At 31.5% G+C, this 20,923-nt stretch carries 19 protein-coding genes, 2 pseudogenes and 1 other annotated feature; of the genes and pseudogenes, 2 read left to right on the top strand and 19 right to left on the bottom strand.

The window, feature by feature from the left end; genetic code table 11:
- Positions 1-465: 465 nt before the first annotated feature.
- Entirely contained in the window at positions 466-1,170 is a 705-nt protein-coding gene (locus ACUXVC_RS13420; protein WP_053564316.1) for a hypothetical protein, read from the top strand.
- Positions 1,171-1,209: 39 nt separating this feature from the next.
- Here ACUXVC_RS13420 and ACUXVC_RS13415 read toward each other — a convergent pair whose 3' ends face one another.
- From ACUXVC_RS13415 to ACUXVC_RS13330, 18 genes and pseudogenes are all read right to left on the bottom strand, one after another.
- On the bottom strand, positions 1,210-2,505 hold the full coding sequence (locus tag ACUXVC_RS13415; protein ID WP_098976013.1) for an MFS transporter: 1,296 nt from the start codon (positions 2,503-2,505) through the stop codon (positions 1,210-1,212).
- A gap of 112 nt (positions 2,506-2,617) precedes the next feature.
- Positions 2,618-3,841 (bottom strand): MerR family transcriptional regulator, encoded by a 1,224-nt coding sequence (locus ACUXVC_RS13410; protein ID WP_098976012.1) that lies wholly within the window; start codon positions 3,839-3,841, stop codon positions 2,618-2,620.
- 503 nt (positions 3,842-4,344) lie between these two features.
- Entirely contained in the window at positions 4,345-4,770 is a 426-nt protein-coding gene (locus ACUXVC_RS13405) for a DUF4879 domain-containing protein (RefSeq protein ID WP_000472916.1), read from the bottom strand.
- Between the two features lie 500 nt (positions 4,771-5,270).
- The gene (locus tag ACUXVC_RS13400; RefSeq protein ID WP_446026145.1) at positions 5,271-5,696 is read right to left on the bottom strand and encodes an ester cyclase; all 426 of its coding nucleotides are present in this window, start codon (positions 5,694-5,696) and stop codon (positions 5,271-5,273) included.
- A gap of 254 nt (positions 5,697-5,950) precedes the next feature.
- On the bottom strand, positions 5,951-6,757 hold the full coding sequence (locus tag ACUXVC_RS13395) for a DegV family protein (protein ID WP_095690789.1): 807 nt from the start codon (positions 6,755-6,757) through the stop codon (positions 5,951-5,953).
- Positions 6,758-6,956: 199 nt separating this feature from the next.
- Positions 6,957-7,463: a DUF3189 family protein gene (locus ACUXVC_RS13390; RefSeq protein WP_000639421.1), complete on the bottom strand. Its 507-nt coding sequence runs from the start codon at positions 7,461-7,463 to the stop codon at positions 6,957-6,959.
- 79 nt (positions 7,464-7,542) lie between these two features.
- Positions 7,543-7,998, bottom strand: a complete 456-nt coding sequence (locus ACUXVC_RS13385; protein WP_446026144.1) for a DUF1453 domain-containing protein — start codon at positions 7,996-7,998, stop codon at positions 7,543-7,545.
- A gap of 167 nt (positions 7,999-8,165) precedes the next feature.
- Positions 8,166-8,255: pseudogene (locus tag ACUXVC_RS13380) on the bottom strand (penicillin-binding protein); the annotation flags it as partial.
- Positions 8,256-8,407: 152 nt separating this feature from the next.
- Entirely contained in the window at positions 8,408-9,646 is a 1,239-nt protein-coding gene (locus ACUXVC_RS13375) for an MFS transporter (RefSeq protein ID WP_446026143.1), read from the bottom strand.
- 66 nt (positions 9,647-9,712) lie between these two features.
- Positions 9,713-9,971 (bottom strand) — a binding site (T-box leader).
- Between the two features lie 55 nt (positions 9,972-10,026).
- The gene (locus ACUXVC_RS13370; RefSeq protein WP_098126306.1) at positions 10,027-10,848 is read right to left on the bottom strand and encodes an SDR family NAD(P)-dependent oxidoreductase; all 822 of its coding nucleotides are present in this window, start codon (positions 10,846-10,848) and stop codon (positions 10,027-10,029) included.
- An 84-nt stretch (positions 10,849-10,932) separates the two neighbouring features.
- Positions 10,933-11,529, bottom strand: coding sequence for a TetR family transcriptional regulator C-terminal domain-containing protein (locus tag ACUXVC_RS13365; protein ID WP_144465216.1), 597 nt, complete (start codon positions 11,527-11,529; stop codon positions 10,933-10,935).
- Between the two features lie 188 nt (positions 11,530-11,717).
- On the bottom strand, positions 11,718-13,856 hold the full coding sequence (locus ACUXVC_RS13360) for a penicillin-binding protein (protein ID WP_446026142.1): 2,139 nt from the start codon (positions 13,854-13,856) through the stop codon (positions 11,718-11,720).
- A gap of 287 nt (positions 13,857-14,143) precedes the next feature.
- Positions 14,144-14,743 carry an undecaprenyl-diphosphatase gene (locus tag ACUXVC_RS13355; RefSeq protein WP_144465214.1) on the bottom strand — a complete coding sequence of 200 codons (600 nt, stop codon included), beginning with the start codon at positions 14,741-14,743 and terminating at the stop codon, positions 14,144-14,146.
- Positions 14,744-14,989: 246 nt separating this feature from the next.
- A complete protein-coding gene (locus ACUXVC_RS13350; RefSeq protein ID WP_446026141.1) occupies positions 14,990-15,979 on the bottom strand; it encodes a zinc-binding dehydrogenase in 990 nt (329 codons plus the stop codon).
- Positions 15,980-16,085: 106 nt separating this feature from the next.
- Positions 16,086-17,501, bottom strand: a complete 1,416-nt coding sequence (locus ACUXVC_RS13345) for a HAMP domain-containing sensor histidine kinase (RefSeq protein WP_144465213.1) — start codon at positions 17,499-17,501, stop codon at positions 16,086-16,088.
- Positions 17,498-18,172, bottom strand: coding sequence for a response regulator transcription factor (locus ACUXVC_RS13340; protein ID WP_089171143.1), 675 nt, complete (start codon positions 18,170-18,172; stop codon positions 17,498-17,500). The genes ACUXVC_RS13345 and ACUXVC_RS13340 overlap by 4 nt, the downstream gene beginning before the upstream one ends.
- A 12-nt stretch (positions 18,173-18,184) precedes the next feature.
- Positions 18,185-18,715: a hypothetical protein gene (locus ACUXVC_RS13335; RefSeq protein WP_144465212.1), complete on the bottom strand. Its 531-nt coding sequence runs from the start codon at positions 18,713-18,715 to the stop codon at positions 18,185-18,187.
- Positions 18,716-18,820: 105 nt separating this feature from the next.
- Positions 18,821-19,330 (bottom strand): GrpB family protein, encoded by a 510-nt coding sequence (locus ACUXVC_RS13330; RefSeq protein WP_144465211.1) that lies wholly within the window; start codon positions 19,328-19,330, stop codon positions 18,821-18,823.
- A 127-nt stretch (positions 19,331-19,457) separates the two neighbouring features.
- Between ACUXVC_RS13330 and ACUXVC_RS13325 the strand changes: the two genes are divergently transcribed.
- On the top strand, positions 19,458-20,339 hold the full coding sequence (locus ACUXVC_RS13325) for a protein kinase domain-containing protein (protein WP_144465210.1): 882 nt from the start codon (positions 19,458-19,460) through the stop codon (positions 20,337-20,339).
- A gap of 206 nt (positions 20,340-20,545) precedes the next feature.
- On the opposite strand, the pseudogene ACUXVC_RS13320 reads toward ACUXVC_RS13325, so the two are convergent.
- A pseudogene (locus tag ACUXVC_RS13320) lies at positions 20,546-20,825 on the bottom strand (GH25 family lysozyme); the annotation flags it as partial.
- Between the last annotated feature and the right edge of the window lie 98 nt (positions 20,826-20,923).

Here is a 20,923-nt window from a genome sequence, read left to right as displayed (position 1 = left end):
TTAAATATAACATATTAGAAATTTACCATTTTCTATAAAAAGTACCTCTTTAAATTGTGCTCTATAGTTTAAAATAATTAAAAATGATATAACGTTGTCGGAATGAAAAAAGTGGTATATAATAAATATTAACATTACTAGTAATTATTTTAGGTATTCCTAGAATAAAGGAGCGATACATATGAAAATTACTATTTATTTCGGAAGTCATGAAGATCAAGATGTTCGTACTATGGACTGTCATTTAGATGTAGAAGATACAGAAGAGATTGTTTCTGTATCATAATATAAATAGTTAGGGTAAACCCTATCCCTTACAGCGTTTAAGGCACCTTTTATAAGGTGTCTTTTTTGTTATATTTTCATCAAAAACCCTTTACTTTATAGCGTTTTAATAGTAAAATATAAATATACGAACAAACGTTCTTTTTTATTTTAAACGTACATGAAGGGATGATTTTAACAATGGCTCCATTAAAGCGCAGAGGAAGAAAAAAGCAAGCACCTATTATTTCAAATACAGGCTTTATCGGCTCTGTCTTTATTGATACATTGGAGTTACAAAAGAAATCCTATTATTTCGCTCGTAAAAAACTTCAAATTGTTCATCACGTACTAGATGGTCTCTCTGGAGCAACAAGTGCTTTATTTAAAGAACATAACATTTCAGCATACATGTCATGTGTGTATTTACATAAACAAAAGAAAATTGGTTTTGTTCTTTCAACGAAACCATTTGAACAAAGTGATGGCATTGCTTATTTTGTAAATTATTTAATCGAAAAGAATTTTTATGGCGGCCATGATGAAGATGTAGAATATCAAGAAGTATTTAATACAGGTTTTATCGGTGTAGTATTCGCTGATTTATCTAGTATAGATCGCTTTAATTTCGAGTTTGAAATGGGTATGCTAACGAAATTAATGAAAGATATGATTATTCCAGTTAAAGAACTCTTTTTACGCCATAATGTACCGGCTTACATCTCCACTTCTCACTTAGAAGAACAAAACAAATTAGGTTTCGTTCTCTCTGTAAAGCCATATGACGAACGCGCTGAAGCAGATTTATATTTTGAAGCATATTTAAAAGAACGCGGATTATTTATTGGTGATGAAGAAGATGATATTGATAAGATTGTCATTAGAAAAACCGCTGAATTACGATAAAAAAGCGCAGGATGCTGATCCTGCGCTTTTTAAGTTACGTTAAACACTATAATCTTTTGAATGAATTTCTAAATTTAACTTATTTGCTAAAATTTTATTCAAAGTAAAAAATACAATCCCCCCTGCAATGGGAAGCGTGTAGGCTGGAATGAAATTTAATAATAGTCCTGATATTGCAAGTGCTATTGGCTGCATTATTTTACCTAAGCTTAATCCAATACTAAGAACTCTTCCTCTATATTCTTCAGGAATCTCATTTTGCATGAAATACATTAAAGGAATATCAATTTGTGCTATCATAAATCCTAAAAAGAACATAATCATGCAATACGTAGTAACATATACCAAATTATTTACTACAATAGGTTTAAATAAAACAGGTATTCCTGAAACTATCATAAAAATCGCCAACATAAAACTTATTTTTTTCAATAGATAAGAATAAGAAAAACAATCAGTTATCTTTTTTACTAGTATTGCACCAACTATCATACCTATCGGGAAAGTCCCTTGAACCATACCAAATTGCTTAGAACTAAGATTGAGAACTGTGTTAATAATGTATGGCAACGGAACAGTTACAGCAAAGCCTAAAAAGAAATTAAGAGAAATTAAAATACTAAAAGTATTTTTTAAGCTTTTCCGCTCCAATAAATAAGAGTATCCCTCCTTTATATCTTCAATAAAATTGATTTCTCCAATTGAACATTCCTCATTTATGTTTTGCTCAAACAATTTAAAGTTAATAAACAATATGGAAATAGCCGAAAGGATAAATGAAATACCATTTATAATTATAAAAATTTTAATATCAAAGACTGCAAAAACAATCCCCCCTAACATAGGCCCTAGAATTAAAGATATAGAATCGATAATTTTACTTATAGAATTAATACTCATTAACCGCTCTTTAGTGACCATATTCGGTTTTACGGCCTCTAAACCTATTCCAAAAAAAGTTGTAAATACTGTCATAAGAAAGGTAGTAGTATAAATGATGAATAAGTTTAATCCATAATAGCTGCTTAATATATAAACAGTTATTAATAAGCATCCGCTTAGTAAATCCATACAAATAACCAGTTTCTTTTTATCAACCTTATCAGCAATGACACCGGCAAATGGATTCATAACAATCATTGGAATCGTTCCTAATATGAGCGAAATTGCAAAATTTAACGCAGATCCGGTTATTTGTAAAACATACAATCCTAATGCAAAACTATAAATAGAGCTACCAAATAGTGATACTGTTTTTGCAATTGAATATAAACAAATATTTCTTAGTTCTTGGTTTCTTTTTTTATTTTCTATATGTAATCGTAAACTTCCCATCACTTTTCCCCCTACCTAACTTTGTGTTACGTACATTGTAAGTTCTTGGGTCAACCCAATAGCAATATGTACTATTTGAAAATTTTTAAGGGGAAATAAATAAAAGATGGGGTTAACCCCATCTTTTTCCGAAAAATGAATATGTATAAATTTCTTCTCCTTGAACAAAGAAATCTTCGTACCTTCCCCCTCGTATCAAATAATTTGAAGTACTTTCATCAATAGATTGAAACTGTAAATTTTCGATTTCTTTTGTTACTTTTGCAGATGTAAAATTTTCTCTGAGTCTAGGTGCAATTTGGCTATTTATACTAAATTTATTAAATAAAATAAATGAACTTAATAAATAACAATTGTGTTTAAAAAGGGAATTTAATTCGCACAATAAGAACTCCTCATGTTCAAAACTATAATTACTTGTACCTGATTGATCGATTACAATATCAACAGAATTATTCTGAATAGGTATGTTTAGAAAGTCGGCACAGATAAATAACATATTTCTTTTCACATTTCTTCTCTCAATTACATCTTTTAAAAGTAAAAGTTTATTCAAATCTCGATCAACAGCAATATATAAACACTCTTCCGGTAGTTCTTCATAAATATTTCGTAAAAAGAACCCAATACCAGACCCTAAATCAAGTAGTATTTTTTCATTTAAATCTAATTGCATTAGTTTCTTTTTCGCCCATTCCCCTCCTCTTTGAACATTTTCCAAAAAAGCAGTATCAGTTTCATGAATATAATCCGAAATAGAATCTTCAAGTGATTTCTTTTCATACGCTTTCAATGAGTTACCCGCTGTTAAAACCCCTGAAATAATCGCGTATTCTTCATCACAATTACAAATTAACTTTCCCTCAATAATTTGATTCTTATTAATAATGCCATCTTCAAGAATTAAATTTCCGTTACACTTAACACATTTAAATAAACGAAGTACTTTTAAATCTATTCCTAAATTTGAACTCGAAATTTCAGTTTCTATAGATAAATTATGTAACGCTTCCTTTAATTTGTATTTTCGTTCCTCTAAGGTTTTTATTTCTTGTTCAATCTTTTCATATTTTACTTTAAATAAAGATTGATAAAAATTATCCTTTTCATAGTCTAAGGATTTCCCTAAATTTTTATAAAGAAACAGTTCTTTAATTTCATACAGGCTAAACCCTAGCCATTTGTACTCTAATATAAGTTCTATATCCTTTTGACAATACTCGTCAAAAAAATAGTGACTTCCTTTTTTCTCGGGAATAACGAGTCCGAGATCCATATAATGTCTAATCGTATCTACACTTACATTATTTACTTCTGCAAACTTACTGATTTTCATCCTAATCACTACCATTTATATATTTGTTTATACATACTTCTTTATTACTTTAAAAAATCCTTTCATCTCCCTATACAAAATTATTTATGCTATGAAAAAGATGTAATTAATTTTAAAGTTACGCCACATACCCATCAAGCTAAGCTTATATAAGTTTAGCTCCTCTTTTTTAATTTTAAATTTAAAAAAGAGGAGCAGGTAGTACGTTTATGTTTATATATCTAAAAACTGTGAGTTCATGGGTGACTTAAAAACTGCGGCGTAAGTACTACAGTTTCTTCCTTCTTCATTGAGTTGAAATATGTAAAGTTACGTACTTTAACTGTAGTGGACTTGTACTACGCGTTCATATTAATTTTATAGACGTTTAAGGATTTTGTTTTATGGATAGTATTCTTGCTGTGAAATCAGGATTGTAAATATAGATGAACGTGATTCAAATCAAAAAAGGTACTCCTAGAAGTACCTTTTTTACTATTCTATATGTGCGAACGCTTTCAAAATTATTGGATATAAATTGATGTACGCATTGTATTAAATGGTGCATTTATAGATGTCTTTTGGTACTCAAAAGTTCCTTGTTGGTGTCCAGAAGCATCCCATTTATAATACCAGCCAACGATTGGTCTTCCGCCAATTATAGTGGAATCAATACTTTTTACATTAGAACCATTCATTTTAGCAAATGGGTTTTGGCCATAGCCCATTTCTTTCGTTGTAATATATAAGTATTTTCCCCCGTGGTTACGCGATGTGCTGAAGCTGTTCTGATTAATTGTTTCTACCCCGCCTAGCTCAGACTCTACTTGTACGACGTTTAGTGAAGTAAGTGGTGCTGCTGGTCCAGCTGAAGCTTCTGTTGCCATTCCTAATCCGACGAACGCTGTGATTGCTAACGATGAAATCCCTAGTGCTGCTTTTTTAAACATAAAAAACATCCCCTTCCATCTATTGTTTTCTCTTTCATTTTCAATATAATCCTAATAACCTTATATGTAAATAGATTGTAGCTGTATAAATATTAGTGCGAATATTCTATTATATATTTCTACAATTCTATTACTCAATATGAATGATTTACAGTGCAAAACGAAATAGACATTACAAATTGATTCTATTATTTTCATTATTAACTAGCGTATACCGAATTTAAACCATATGAACCATTGTCGCTATTTTTTTTGGTTCATAAACAGATGCCTATATTTCTTGTTACTGTATAATAATGTTACATCAAACTGATGTCAGTACACATAGAAACAATAAAAGAGAGCATATTTTAAAAGATTTATTAAAACAAGCTCTCTTTTTATTAATTTGAATGAATCTTTCAGTAAAAAAGTACATTGATTTGTATCCTTTATGTAACAGAAATAATCATTTTAAAAATCTTGTTTTTATGCTTTTTCCTATTATTCTTAAAGATAATTTATTGAATATTTTTATTGGATTCTAATTGATTTTGAATTCCTGATCTATCAATTTGAATCCAATACTCTGAAATTTTCCCGTTTTCTATTCTATACACTGCACTTGCTATTTGAATTATAGGGAGACCTGTAGGTTCATACCCATCTATTTCTCCTATGTGTGTACCTACTTGTTTCCAGCGTACATATACTTTACTATCTTGTACTAATAATTCTTGAATTTCTAAAGAGAAATTCCCATATACTTCAACCATCTCTCTTACATGCTCAGCGTAATCTTTTGGCGATCTATATACTGTTTGTTCCTCTTCAGATATAACTTGATGTGCCAATACTTTATCTGCCATATATCGATTTGAAAAATCCGGATTACTCCCTGAACGCACTTCTTTAAAGAAATTTCTGATAATTATTTCTGGTTTCATTAAACATCCCCCTTAAAAATAAATCCAATACTAATAACCCCTGAATGTATCGAATAAGTGTTATATTTTCATTCTCACTCTTTCTCAATAAGTATGTCAAGTTTGAAGTGTTGACATTAAAAATTGTAAATTTGCATAGGGTTAGCTGAGCAATGGTTTAAAAATGCAATATTACTAAGTTCGATGGAGATATGTCGAGATCCCATTTTGTTTTAATTAAATAAAAAACCCGTGAATAATTCACGGGTTTTACTTTAATAACTAATTGCTATTGTACCTTCACCTGCATGAACCGCAAATGAAATTGGTAATGGATATAATTTGAAATCCATTTCAGGGAATGCTTGTCTAATATCTGCAATCCATTCCTCGGCTCCATCTTTATCATTAGCATGGAACATGTGAAGTACTTTTGGTAATTCTTTTTCAAGTTCATTTTTAATATATTCTCGACATTTTTGGATTTTACGAACTTTCTTTTCAAGTAAAAGCTCTCCACCTTTTACTTCTAATATTAAGTTAACACTTAATAAACTTCCAAGTAAAAATTGAATGCCCTTTACACGACCACTTGCATAAAGGCCTTTTAAACTTTTCGGGAATACGTGGAAAGGTCTTCTTTTTTCATCTACTAATGTTTTGTGTATATCTTGTAAAGTCATACCATCATTGTATAACGATTTCGCTTTTCTAATTAGTTCATCCATTGGATAACTTGTTGTTTCACTGTCTAATACCGTTAATGGAAAACCTGCCATTTCTGCAGCTAGCTTCATATTTTGATAGGTTCCACTTACTTTTCCGCTAATAGCAACTGCAAATCCTTCTTCATATTCTTCTTTGCATTTCGTAAATAACTCTACCATTTCCCCAATATTAGGTTGTGAAGTAGTGACTGTTTTACCTTCGTTTAACGCATTATAAACACGTTCACGTACACCTTCTTCACAATCTTTGTACGACATTCCATCAATAATAACTTCGATTGGGATAACAAAGTTATCTCCTTCTGTTTTAAAATCCGCAGTTGTACTATCAGTAATCCAAGCAACACGCTTCATGTTGTTCCTCCCTTAATTCAATTCCTCTTTTCTAATTTTTCTATATATTTATGTTATGAAAAGAGAATATCCCTGTAATAGTAACAGGACTTTATTGTTTTGGCTATAGTAGATGCATATTAAATGTGACTATTTCTTGTCTATTTCACAAATAAAAAAGAAAATCAAGGAATTTGCTCGATTTTCTTCTTATCATATACTATTTAAAAGTTTCATTATCTAAAATTACAACATAATCATTCGTTAATCGGCCAGCTTCTTTTGTATAACTAACAAGCCTTTGTATATTATCACAGCAAATTTTTGCTCCCCATACGAGTAACGGTACGCCAATAAAATCGATATGGAACCTTCTAGAAAACAGCCCACCAAAAGTCATTGGTAAAGGTACGGTTGGTGATGTATTAGAAAAAATAATTTTTTCATGACTTTGATAATGTTTTTGCAAGATTTCTCCTAAATGCTTCATCGCAGGTACAACAACTTTTGATGCGCCACATCCAATCGTATATACAGGATGACCATGTTCATCAATTCCATGAAAAATAATTTTCCCCATATCTTCTGTTTTCAATTTATTAAAGTAATCTACATTCAAAATTTCTTCTTTCGTTAACTTACGATCCGTTGGTAATTTATTTAAATGATACGCTGCAGCTAGTGAAGTTGTATGTGTGCCGCCGAAGTCTGTGTAAATGTATATCATGTTATCATCCCTTGTTATAAAAGTTCAATGTTAATTAGTATTACCGTTCTTAGCAATGTTAAACAAGGGATGCATGTATTTACGCTTTTTGTGTTAATTCATTATATTTTTTCCAAATATAATAACGTCTACTAATCATGGTGCCTAATGTAATAGATAAAAAGGCGTTTGTTACAACCATTAATGTATGGTGTGTACTACCAGAAAACATACTTTGTTTAATTATAATTTTTGCTCCTAAAATAACAAGAAGGATTATTGTACTTACCCAATTTCCTTTTCGTAGTACATGACCTGTTTCACTATCTACTCGAAATGTTAAAGCTCTTCCTCGTATAATTCCAAGACCTAAACCGATTCCAAGCATTACAACAAACAGTAGTCCTTGCAACAAAGTTATTTGTCCCGCATGAATAATGGACTGGATTGTTACAAAGCACAACAAAGCCGGAATGAGCCAAATACGGTTTATTTTCACTTTTCGTTCTTTACTTTGCATCAAAACAATAATAAGAGTAACAAGTAAAATATCCATTTAGAATCCTCCCATAAACTTGTTTATCTTTAAAAATTATATTCTCCCCTTTTCATTCCATACTTGAAATACGTTAGCTACTTTCAAGTGTAAGATGGAAAACAAACCCTTATTTAATAAATAAAGGGTTCCTCGTTAACTAAAATATTTTTCAAAACAGAAACAATCTGGTTTGCGTAACCCAATGCTTTTTCATAGACTAAGTCTTTTTCTTTTTTTACTAAAACTACTCCAGAGAAATCTATTTTCTTTTGTATTTTTTTACAATTTCATCAATTTAATCTTTTGTTTTTATCGCGACAACCACCCTTGTCTTTCGGTATTGTTCTTTCCCCTTATTAAATTTTCCATATAAAGGGGAAAGAAACCTCTTATTGAATACGATAAATTGTTAATGAGAACACAAAGTTCATTTCGAATTTATTGACTCAGTAGAATACAACTTAGATTGTGATGGGAATAACGTAAACACACACAAGACGATAGTAATAAATAACATGATCAATGAACCTACAATAACTACAAGTTGTATAGAAATGAACTGAGTCGCAACACCAGATAATATTGTAATAAAGATTGTTACTAACGCAATAACAAGTCCATATATACTTCCGATCCGTCCCATTATATGAACGGGAACGTTATTTTGGTAAAACGTATAAAATCCTGTATTTGCATATGCCATAGAGAAAGATAAAATAAAGAATCCAATAGCAGCTATTAAAAATACATTTGAAAAAGCATAAATTAAATAACCAATTGCAATGAATAATGATCCTATTCCAATTAGAAGTGAAGGTGCTAATTTCTTTGACAAAATTGTATTTGTTATGGCACCTAAAATAAATCCTGCACCAGCTATACTAACTAGAAAACCATATTCACTATCTGTTAGTAGTAATACCTCTTTCGCAAACGATAGTTCAAGTGAATCAGTAGCGGTTGCTAATACGAACATACTTTGAAATAAGAAGTACACGCATACGACATACACATGTTTTCTACTAAAATTTATAACAGTGTTCCAATCTTTTTTTAATACTGTAAGAGATAATGTATTACTTGTTGTATCCGAAGCTTCTTTCTTATCAAGATTAGGTAAAAGTAATGTAATGAATCCTGATAAGAGAAATGCTATAGCATTCATATATATAGCAAACTCTGGTGTACCTGCAATTAATAATCCCCCCGCTACTGCTGGTCCAATTAATGATGCACCAGATCCTATTAAAGTACGTAATGAGTTGAAACGTTGTCTTTGCTCTACTGGAATTAATTTCGTCATATACGTCATAGCAGTTGGCTCATAAATTGCACTGGCCACACTTATAAAGAATACGAATACATAAACAATCCAAAGTGACGGAAGTAAAGGTAAAATAGCGATAAATAACGCACGATATATATCGAGGTGAATCATTAATTTCCGTTTATTTAAACGATCAATCATACTCCCAGACCAAGCGTTTGTAAATAAAGTGGCTAATGGTTTTATTACATATAAAGTAGCAACCGCTAAGGCTGAGCCACCCATATTATAGACAAGTACATTCAGTGCTATTAAGTAAATCCATGCCCCTAAATTCGCAATACCAACTCCGGACAATAGTAATAAAGGATATTTCCAATCTTTAAGTAAGTTTTTCATTTTTTGGCCCCCGCTTTCCAAATTGTTTTACAACAATAAAAAAATCCCACCCCCAAGACTTTTAATCTTAGGGACGAAATTTATCATCGCGGTGCCACCCTAGTTTGTTAATATGTCACCATACTAACCTTATCAGGTACTGCATTCTCATTCATGCTTATACCATAGCTCTATAACGGGAGCTCCCGTCACACCATCCCCTAATAATAGGTTCCGATGCGCTGCTCAGAGGCTTGGTTCAATAAAAAATTTTTACTCCTTTTCAGCTAAATGGAGCTCTCTGTGAAAAATTCATTTTATTTACTCTTCTCTTCACTGCATTTAATTTTTTCCATATTATCACATATCCATTTAACTGTAAATAAAAAATAATCAGACATTTATATTTTCGTCATTTTTGCTTTACGACCAATTCGACATACGAAACGCATTAGCTTTTTATGAAGATAAGGAAATAAAGTAAAGAATACGTCCATCGTTTTTTTTAATGGCATTGGACAAATTACTAATTTATTTTTATGAATAGCTTTCAGTGCAATTTCAGCAAACTTGTCAGCTGAAATTGGCTTATTTGTTTTTAGTTGTTTTATAATTTGATTCTTATTCATATTAATTGCAATTGATTTTTCAAATATGGGTGTATCTACAAAAGTTGGACAAAGCACACTTACATTTACACCGTATTCTTCCGCCTCATAATGTAATGAAGTTGTTAAACCTACGATAGCATGTTTGGTTGTTGCATACGCGGTACAAAGGGGAGCTGGTCCTAAACCAGTTGCAGAAGCAGTATTAATGATATGACCAAATCCTTGTTTTTTCATGAATTGGTAAGCCAATTGTGTTCCGTAAATTACTCCTAATAAATTTATTTCAATAATATGTTTCCAATCATCCAAAGACATATCGAATACTTCTCCATACATAGCAATTCCTGCATTATTAAACATATAATCAATTCTACCAAACTCATTAACTATTTTTATAATAAGTTCTTCTACGGATCCAGCGTTAGTAACATCTAAATATTCGAACCTAGCTAGTTGATTATTATTTTTTATATTATCCACAAGGTCTTGGCCACAAGTTTCATTAATATCAGCGATAATTACAAATATATCTTTATTTGCTAATTGAATGGCTAAAGCTTTACCAATACCAGAAGCGCCGCCAGTTATAATTGCGACTCTTTGCTCATCCATATAAATAACCTCCTGTTGTTTATACATATAATGAAAACGGACGAGTGTAAGGATTTGAACAATCGTTCTAATTCGCTTGTCACGCTACATATATTTGTTTGAAATAGAGAGTAAAAAAATTTTAATAGCTTCTTCAAATAAAACTTCTAATTTCTCCATTTCAATTGAATGAATGAATTGACATAATCCACCTAGCCATGAACCTAATAAAAGGCATGAACCCTCAACATTTTTCATATAAAACTCACCACTTTTTATACCTTCATCTAAAATTTGTTGATACACCTTTAAAGGGACAACAGCTAAACCATAAAGTTGTTGAACTGTAGAAGGATTCGTGCTCGGATCAGAGGCAAGTTCTTGCCCCGCTCTTAATAACGGCGTTTTGTAATTATAAAGTACAAATTTAGCCATTCCATATAATTTTTCAGTTGCGTTTGTATACTTTTTTTCTGCCATTTTCCATTTATCATGCCAGTTTTTCATACTGTCTTTAGCTAAATAAACAAATAATTCTTCTTTATTTTTATAATGATAATATATATGTCCTTTACTATAACCAGAGGCTTTAGCAATGTTATCAATGGAGGTTCTTGTATACCCTTTTAAGGAAAATAACTCTATCGCTTTTTCTCCTATTATTTCTTTGGCTAAATCACTATCATATCGTCTTTTATTCAATGTAGACTCCTTCCATCGTTTAATACAAAAATTGAACAATCGTTCTAATTTCAATATATGTAAGTTTTTTTGTTTTAGTAACTGTTAAGTATTTTATTTATTATTTTTTCTAAAAATTACGGTGCGTGAAATTACTCGCAACTCTAAAGAAAGAGCTATTTGCATATAGCTCCTTCCAAATGCCTGGATTAATTCGTATTCGCCTCTGTTAACGGTTGTAACGGCGGTTCTAATTCTAGTTCCAGTGTATCTCCTTCTTGTAAATTTTGTCCTTTTTCAATACTTTGGCTCGTTACATAACCTGTACCAGAAGTTTTCAAATCTAATTTCAAAAGCTTAGAGAAATACATAACATCACGCATGGACCAACCTTTTATATTTGGCATTTGTGCGTTATTCCCTAATAAAAATATACGATTCCCTTCACTCATGACCTCGCCAGACTGTGGATATTGTTTTATTATTTTTCCTTCTCCTAAAATTATTGGCTGTAGCTTCTCTTTTTCTACACTTTTCTCTGCTGTACCCATCGATTGATTTACATAATTTTGTACTTTTAATTGAGATTGCTTCGTTGCATCAGCTATTTGTTTTTCTGTATACGGTTTCACCTTTAAATATTCAAGGCTGTTTTTTATAACAGGTTTAAATATTTCAGCAAGAGGCTGAGCTCCATACTCATCTCCTTTTAACTTTGGCTGCTTAATAGCTAAGTATACGATTAACTCCGGATCATCAATTGGAGCCATTCCTAAAAAGGAGAAAATGTAATTCTCTTTCCCTTCCATATATCGGCCGTTTTCAGGATTCGGGATTTGTGCTGTTCCTGTTTTACCTCCAATTGGATAACCATCCACTTTATACATTGTACCAGTTCCTTTTGAAGATGTTATGACACGCTCCATTAAGCTTCTAACTTTGTCCGCTGTTTCTTTTTTTATCGGATTCCCAATTTCTTTCGGTTGATTTTCCATAATAACTTCTTTGTTTGTTGGATTTACAACTTTATCAACGATATATGGTTGCATCATTTTCCCGTCATTTGCTATAGCAGTAGCCGCTTGGACTAATTGAATCGGAGTAACTGTAGAACCTTGACCGAAAGAAGTTGTAACTTGTTGAATTTGTGTATTTAATAATAAAGTATTTTTACTTTCACCAGGTAAATCTATTCCTGTTTTTTGATTGAATCCAAATTTATTTATATATTGCTTAAATTTATTTGGTTTCAGTAACTGATCTTCTAAAATAGAAAAAGCTACGTTTGATGACCTTTCAAAACCTTCATCAAATGTAATTGATCCCCATCCAAATCCACCATTATGGTCTTTTATATCAGATGAACCAACGGAATATTTTCCAGATTGAAAATATTCTTTTCCGTTATATACACCTTCATTAATGGCAGCTGCTAACGTAAAAACTTTCATTGTTGAACCTGGTTCATATGCATTTGCAATCGGATCATTTAAAAAGTATTCGATATCACCTACATTAGGATTGTAACTAGGTTTACTAGACATCGCTAAAACCTTTCCTGTTTTTGGATCAGCAATAATTCCAATTAACATAGAAGGATCATAATGCTCTTGTGTTTTGTTCATCGCTTCTTCTAAAAAGCTATTAATTTGTTTATCAAGCGTTAAATATACGTTATTCCCATTTTTAGCAGGTTCTACTTTACCTATATCATTCGTAAGCGGAATCCCCCTTCGTGTACCCACATATTCTATTTTCCCGTTTGTAGAGCGCAAATATTTATCCAAACTCTTTTCAAGTCCAAATTTCCCTTCCGTATTCCCTTTATCATCTGGTCTAGCAAAACCAAGTATATAGGATGCAAAGTCTTCATTTGGATACACTCTTGCTTTTTCCGACATAAAAGATACACCTGGTATTTTTAAATTATTAATTTTTTCTTTCATTTCCCTAGATAAGTTCCGACCGATTTTTCCAATTTCAACTTGCGTACGTCCTTCATGAAAGTTTTTTAATACTTCTTCTTTATCAATTTCAAGCGCATCGGCTAATTGTTGTGCGGTTTCATCTTTATTTTTCACTTTATCTTTTCCTTTTAAATTCACAACAACTCGATACGTTGTAGAATCTTGTACTAACACCTTTCCGGTTTGATCATAGATAGTGCCACGATTCGCTTCTAAAACACCTTTTTTATTATGTTGTTCATCCGCAAGATCCTTTACATTCACATTATGCACGACTCCTACTGCCTGGATATAGAATATACGCAAAATCATAATAAGAAACAAAACAATAAAAGCAATCATCATATATCGAGCGCCTTTATTCGTTTGAAGTTTTTGCATATTTATCTCCTTTCTTTTTGGATTGATTTATACGAAGATATGGTTTGAAATTTGTAGTTTTTGTTTGCAATACTATATGTTTCGAAGTTTTCTTTTTAATTCCTTTAAAACAATGCGAAACTGACTATTGTTATTTTGTGTCTTTATTTTTTTATTTAAAATACGGTGCGTGAAATTTCTGAATATTCATCAATGAAACTTGAATGTATAGCACTCTACACTCTTTTCGTATTTACTATAAAAAAGTTCCCCTCCGGATGTCCAAAGGGGAACTTTTTATAAGAAAATTACGCGATATGATTATATTTCGCTAAGAAAGGAATTCGTCTCGCTACTAATGCATACATTTTGAATACAAGTTTCGCTATTGGTTCAAACATACGTGTACTTTGCATTACTAAAGCGCTCGTAATAAGTGTTAAGAATGCTGCACCAAGTATATCTAAAGGATAATGAACACCTACGTACATACGTGATATACCGACTAACACTGCCCATAATAGCGCGATGTATTTCAGTTTTTCTCCTCTAAGAATAAATACGAAGGCGATTGAAAATACAAGTACAGAATGATCACTAACGAATGATGAATCTGCTGCATGTGGTACTAATTGATGTACATCATGTGATACGAACGGACGCGGATGGTAATATACCACGTGTATAAGAACATTTACTAATAATGCAATAATAACCGAAAGCGTCGTATATAAAACTGTATATTGTTTTCTAATTGCTTTCTCTTTCTTTCCATTATTAAACCATAAGATAAGCATAAATAGAATGGCTACGTATGCAGCGCTATTTGTAATAGCAACCATTAGCGTATCTAATAGTTTGGATGAACCAGCAAAATTATTAAACCACTGAAATACTGTGTAATTCATTAAACTCTCTCCTTACATACAAGTGTTCTTGATTTACACAGTATACAATACCATTATGAAAATAGGCTTAAACTTTTTTCATCTAATTCTCATTTTACTATTACTCATGTGACAATTATAAAACAAATTTTATACGCTATTTATGTATAAAGCCGGTAAGCCTTTATAATAAGGCGGTTCGTATTTTTTCTTGTTTTGGATACATAACATATTCATTTAAATATACTAATTGCAAAATCATATTTTTTAATTCATTTGAAGTACAATATTTCCGAATTGTTCTCCAATCTCCATACGGCTTAGCGCAATAATTGCTTCTTCTAACGAGTAAACTTTATCAATAATTGGTTTAATTTGATGTTTTTCTATAAACTTTATCATCTCATTAAATTCCTCACGGCTACCCATGGATGTTCCCATAATATCAATTTGATTATAAAATAATGCGCGTAATGGTAATTCAATTTTATCTCCTGAGCTTGCACCAAAATTCACGATTCTTCCATTTGGTTTTAATACATCAAAATATTTCAAAAAAGTTGCCGGACCTATACTATCTATTATTAAATCTACTTTTTCACCTTGTAAGCTCTCTCCCCAATTTCCGGCACTATGAAACGAAATATCTGCACCATATTTTTCAGCAAGTTCCATTTTATTCTCTACCCTTGAAGTAACACTCACTTTTGCGCCGATTGCTTTCGCGAATAACATGGAAAAAGTAGCAACACCACCGCCTATTCCCGGAATTAAAACGTGTTCGCCGCACTTCAATCTACCTTTTGTAAAAAGCGCTCTATATGCAGTTAATGCGGATAAAGATAAAACACCTGATTCTTCCCAAGTAAGATATGAAGGCTTTTCTACTACATTTTCAGCTGGTACAATTACATATTCAGCAAACGTTCCATCTTTTGGTCCACCTAGCACTTCCGGTAACTCCGGTACTTCAGTAGCATGTTCCCATCCAATACTAGGATTAATAATAACTTCTGTATGTAGTATGTTATCAGAAACACCATTTCCAATTTCCGTAACAATACCTGCACCATCTGATCCTAAGATTAAAGGTAATTGCATTTCTTTTCTATTATTCATAATAAATAAATCCCGATGATTTAAACCTGCTGATTTTAATTTTACTTTAACTTCCCCATCATTAAGTGTTCTCCCAGGTGATATTTTATATTCTACACCGTCAAATCCAGTTTTATATTGATGTACGATAGCTTTCATTATTATTCCCCCTTAATAATTTTAATGTACTAGAAATTTCGAAATAAACAAAATGATTTGATCGTAAAAAAAGAAGGAATGCAAAAAGCATCCCTTCTTTGATTACTTATTTTATTATACACGGTAATGTAATCGTAACGATTGTTCCTTCATTTTCTTTACTCTCTATTTGAATAGCTCCGTTATATTTTTCTACAAGTCGTTTGGCAATAGACAAGCCTAGCCCGTTACCACCTTGTTTTCGACTTCTCGCTTTGTCAACTCGGTAAAACCGATTAAGAACAAATGGTAAATCGGATTCAGGTATTCCGGCTCCATGATCTATTACACAAATTTTAACTTTCCCTGATTGTAAACTAGATTCTATGCAAATATATTTATTAATCTCTTTTGTATACTTAACTGCATTATCCATTATGATAATAATAATTTGTTCTAAGTAAGATGATGGCATTGACACAAAAGCTGCATCATCCCCAAATTTCATATCAAATTGAAAATCACTTTGAAGTACTACAAAGTTTTGTGTAACATGTTTTAATACGCTATTTACATGTACTGGCTCAGCTGCTATTGGATGCAATTGTTCAGATTCAGCTCTTGATAGTTCTAGCAATTCTGAAACTAATTTATTTAAACGATCTACTTCCTTTAAACTAGATTGAAGAGATTTATCTAATACTGCTGGATCACTTTTCCCCCATCGATTTAACATCGCTAAGTGCCCATGAATAATTGTTAACGGTGTTCTTAATTCATGAGATGCGTCTTCAACAAACTGTTTCTGTTGTGTAAAAGAAGTTTCTACTTCATCCATCATCTCGTTAAAAAGAAGTGCTAATTTTGCAAGCTCATCGTTATTTTCTCGTACTGGAACTCGTTCATTTAGTCCATTTTTCTTAATACGTTTCATCGTATCTGTTATACTTTGGACACTTGATAATAGTTTCTTCGTTATAAGTATCCCGCCTAAAAAACTAAATATCAATCCGAATATTCCAGCAATAACCATTACCACTAAAATAATTTTTAATAAATGATCAAATATCTCTAGGTTTTTCGTAAGTTCAATAGTGCCAGTAAAGTCTTTCGTTTTAATTGGTATGCGCTTAACTAATATTCGATCTTCTAAATGCCTTTTTATAAATGACTCATCTTTTATAACCTGCTTCGGTTTTACCCACGTTTCATTAAAATCTCGTGAAACAGTAATAATCGGCTCCCCATTCATGTCAATAATACGAATCATTTGATGCTTATCAATCATATTGTTTAGAAACTCTTTACTATTTTCAAATGTTTTACTCGAAAGGGTATCATTTTTATCTTGGAAATATGCCGCTATTTCCGTCACTTGCCTATTTATTTGTTTCTGTTCATAATCTATAGTCCACTTATTAATTACAATAAACTGCAATGCACTATATAAAATGAATAAAATAAATACTAGTGTAGTGGACCAAAGTGTTAGTTTCCACTTTATAGGTAGATTTCGAATTCGAAACACAATATTTTTTATCATTTCATTATATATCCCGCACCACGGACTGTTTGGATATACTCCTCCTTATCTACACTATGTAACTTGTTTCGCAAATAACGAACATATACATCAACGATATTTGTCTCAACAATTGCACCATATCCCCATACTTGGTCCAATAAAATATCACGAGTAAGTACGCGATTAATATTTTTCATAAACATAAGCAATAACTCGAATTCTTTATTTGTAAGTTCAATTTCTTCATTTCCTTTAGTTATAGTTCGAGATTCAATCTGAAGTTGCAAATCTTTGAATGTAAGAAATGAAACCTGCTTGTTTTCATTATGTTCTTCTCGTCTAAATATCACTCTCATACGTGCTAACAGTTCTTCAATTGCAAATGGTTTCGGAAGATAATCATCAGCTCCACTATCTAAACCTGTCACACGGTCCATAATACTATCACGAGCAGTCAGCATAATAATAGGTGTATTTTTAGTAGCTCTTAGTCGACGACATACCTCTAGTCCATTTAATCCAGGCAGCATTAAATCCAGCAATATGAGATCGTAATCCTTTTCAAGTGCTGCGCTTAATCCTTTTCTCCCATCAAGTTGTATATCTACTTGATACCCTTCATATTTTAGTTCTAATTCTAAAAAATCTGCTAAACTTTCCTCATCCTCAATAATTAAAATGTGTTGCAACAGTAGTTCCTCCTAGACGATTAAATGAATAAATAATCCTATTCCAAAAATAATTACAATGATTTGATGCACTTTTTTATACATCACAAATTTTTCTTTATTATTTATTCGCTGTAAATAAAACCCAACAATCCCTAGTACAATTATAGCTAATAGAGAAAATATACCACTGTATATGAGTAAAATATGACGACTCCCTTTTATTAAAAAATAAACACCGTGAGTAATCGTAACAGCTATTACAGCGTAACCAATTAATACATGAAACTTTTTGGCGAATAGATATATTTCTTTAACTTTTTTAAATCCTTGTATATTTTTATTCTTTAAAAACAACCATATATGCCGTAAAAACCATAGTGAAGCAGCGATAATCGCCCCATATTCACCAAAAGAGCCTAATTTTTTATTTAATCCTTTTACATTCAGTGCATTGCCGTACATAACATTAATAAATAGCAATTCTACACTACAAATAATAATAGTAATGCTTATAATTTTAACACACACATGCAAATATTTATTTCTTAATATCTTCTCCATTTTATTTAATCCCCTTACTAATAAAGGCTTTGTAACAAGCAGTCTATCAAATAAAAAAGAAAAGAACATGAGAAAAAGATTAAAATAAAATGAGAATATCAATTACTATTGATTTTTTTTAGCTAACTTTATTATATTTTGAATAAACGGCGCTTTCGCCTTTGTATATGAGACACGATCAAAAGCATATGTAATAGCAAGCATCTCTTTTAATTCTCTATATTCTTTACGTGCCCATTCATGGCTTATTAGAAAGTCACGAAATAAAATATTGTTTCTCCATTCGTCACTATTATAAATATAAACATGCAAATGATGAGTACCCGCTCTCCATTTTCCCTTTCTAAAAAAACGCCAATTCGTAGCTTCTTTTGGAACAAACTCATATCCAATTTCCGATAGAATTTCAATCCAGTTTTCAGTAATTTGCAAGTCTGTTACGCCAATCATCATATCAATAAGAGGTTTAGCTCCTAATCCTTCTACTGCAGTGCTTCCTATATGTTCAACAGCAATTATTTCTTGTCCTAACAAGGAACAGAATTTCTCTTGTTCTTTTATATACTCTGCAACCCAGTCTTTTTGATATGCTTTAATAACAATTTGTTTGTCCATAGTATTCACCTCTTTATAAGTGTTTATCATTATATTTATAAAATTTTATATTATTAGCATAGGATTTCTATAAAATATGTCGAATAGTGGAATGTACAACTTAATTATATTAAATGTGAGGTAATCTATGAAAGATAATTCCGTGGAAATTCAGTTAAATAACGTAACATTCCAATTAAAAGAATATCATAATTTTGATTGGCTTATTAAATTAGGGACCGTATTTGCAGTTTTTGACCAGCAAGACTCAGGTAATATAAGTTTTGGTGTAGAAAAAGATGGGCATAAGAAATTTATCAAATACGCAGGAGCACAAACAATTGCATTTGAAGGAACAACGGGTGATGCTATTAAAAGGCTAAAAAATTCAGTTACTATCTATAAAGATTTAAAGCATGAATCGCTCATAAGACTAATTGATCATTTTCCAGTTCAATCTGGATATGTATTAATTTTCGATTGGTTTGATGGTGAATGTCTTCATTCGCATTGGAGTTTCCCACCTCCTGAAAAATATAAAAATCCAAACTCACCATTTTATAAATTTAGGCATTTATCTGCTATAGAACGAATTCATTCCTTACATTCCCTTTTTTCTTTCCATACTTATGTAGAAAAGAAAAACTATGTAGCGATAGATTTTTATGACGGTAGTATTTTATATAATTTTAATACAAACGAAACAAAAATTTGTGATATAGATTTATACAGTAAGAAACCTTACATAAATAAAATGGGCCGGCTATGGGGTTCCTCCCGTTTTATGTCACCAGAGGAATTTGAACTAAATGCAACAATTGATGAAAGAACAAATGTATTTAATATGGGAGCAATGGCTTTCTCACTTTTAGGCGGTGAAAAAGATCGTTCCTTTATAAAATGGGAAGCAAGTAAGGAATTATATGAGGTAGCGTATCGTGCTGTAAATAACAATCGAGCAGAACGATATGCATCAGTTACAGAATTCTACGAAGCGTGGTTAAAAGCGGCTAATGCAGAAAAGATATAACCCTAAATTATTAAAAGAAATAAAGAGTTTATACTATTGTCATGTATATTAAAAATAGTTTTATGAGCGTTTCGTACTAGTGTGTTCTAATTGATTATGGCTATTATTGAGGAAGACATATTAGTGATAATTTATGTCTATTTTGTATAAGTGTTAGCAAGTTCGTTTGCAAACTTGCTAACACTTTTTTGTTTAAATATTTCACACCCAAAAGGTGCATACATATGATAATCACCATATAAACCGACTTTCTTAGCACATAATTGACATAATTCATCGATAAAAGCCTGTGTACCTGCTCGCATATCATCCATTATTTTCACTTCTACATCAGCCACCCAAACTGTTGCACTCTTGTCACCACAGTTCCAAAAATCACGGGCTTCTACGCGTGCATCATTTTCAGAAACGACGGAATGCATATTTACCAAAAGAAATCACATGCTGCTTCATAGCTTGTACATAACCTTTATACGATACCTCTACACCACTTGTATGTAAAACTGATATATCATTAATTAATAGATGATAATGCATTACATCTTTTATTTCTACATCTTTTTCACGCTCTTTTATGCTACCCG

It is taken from the genome of Bacillus sp. N6 (genome assembly GCF_052805735.1).
The sequence above is the reverse complement of the archived record's forward strand: the minus strand, read 5'-3'. Positions and strand labels throughout refer to the sequence as shown.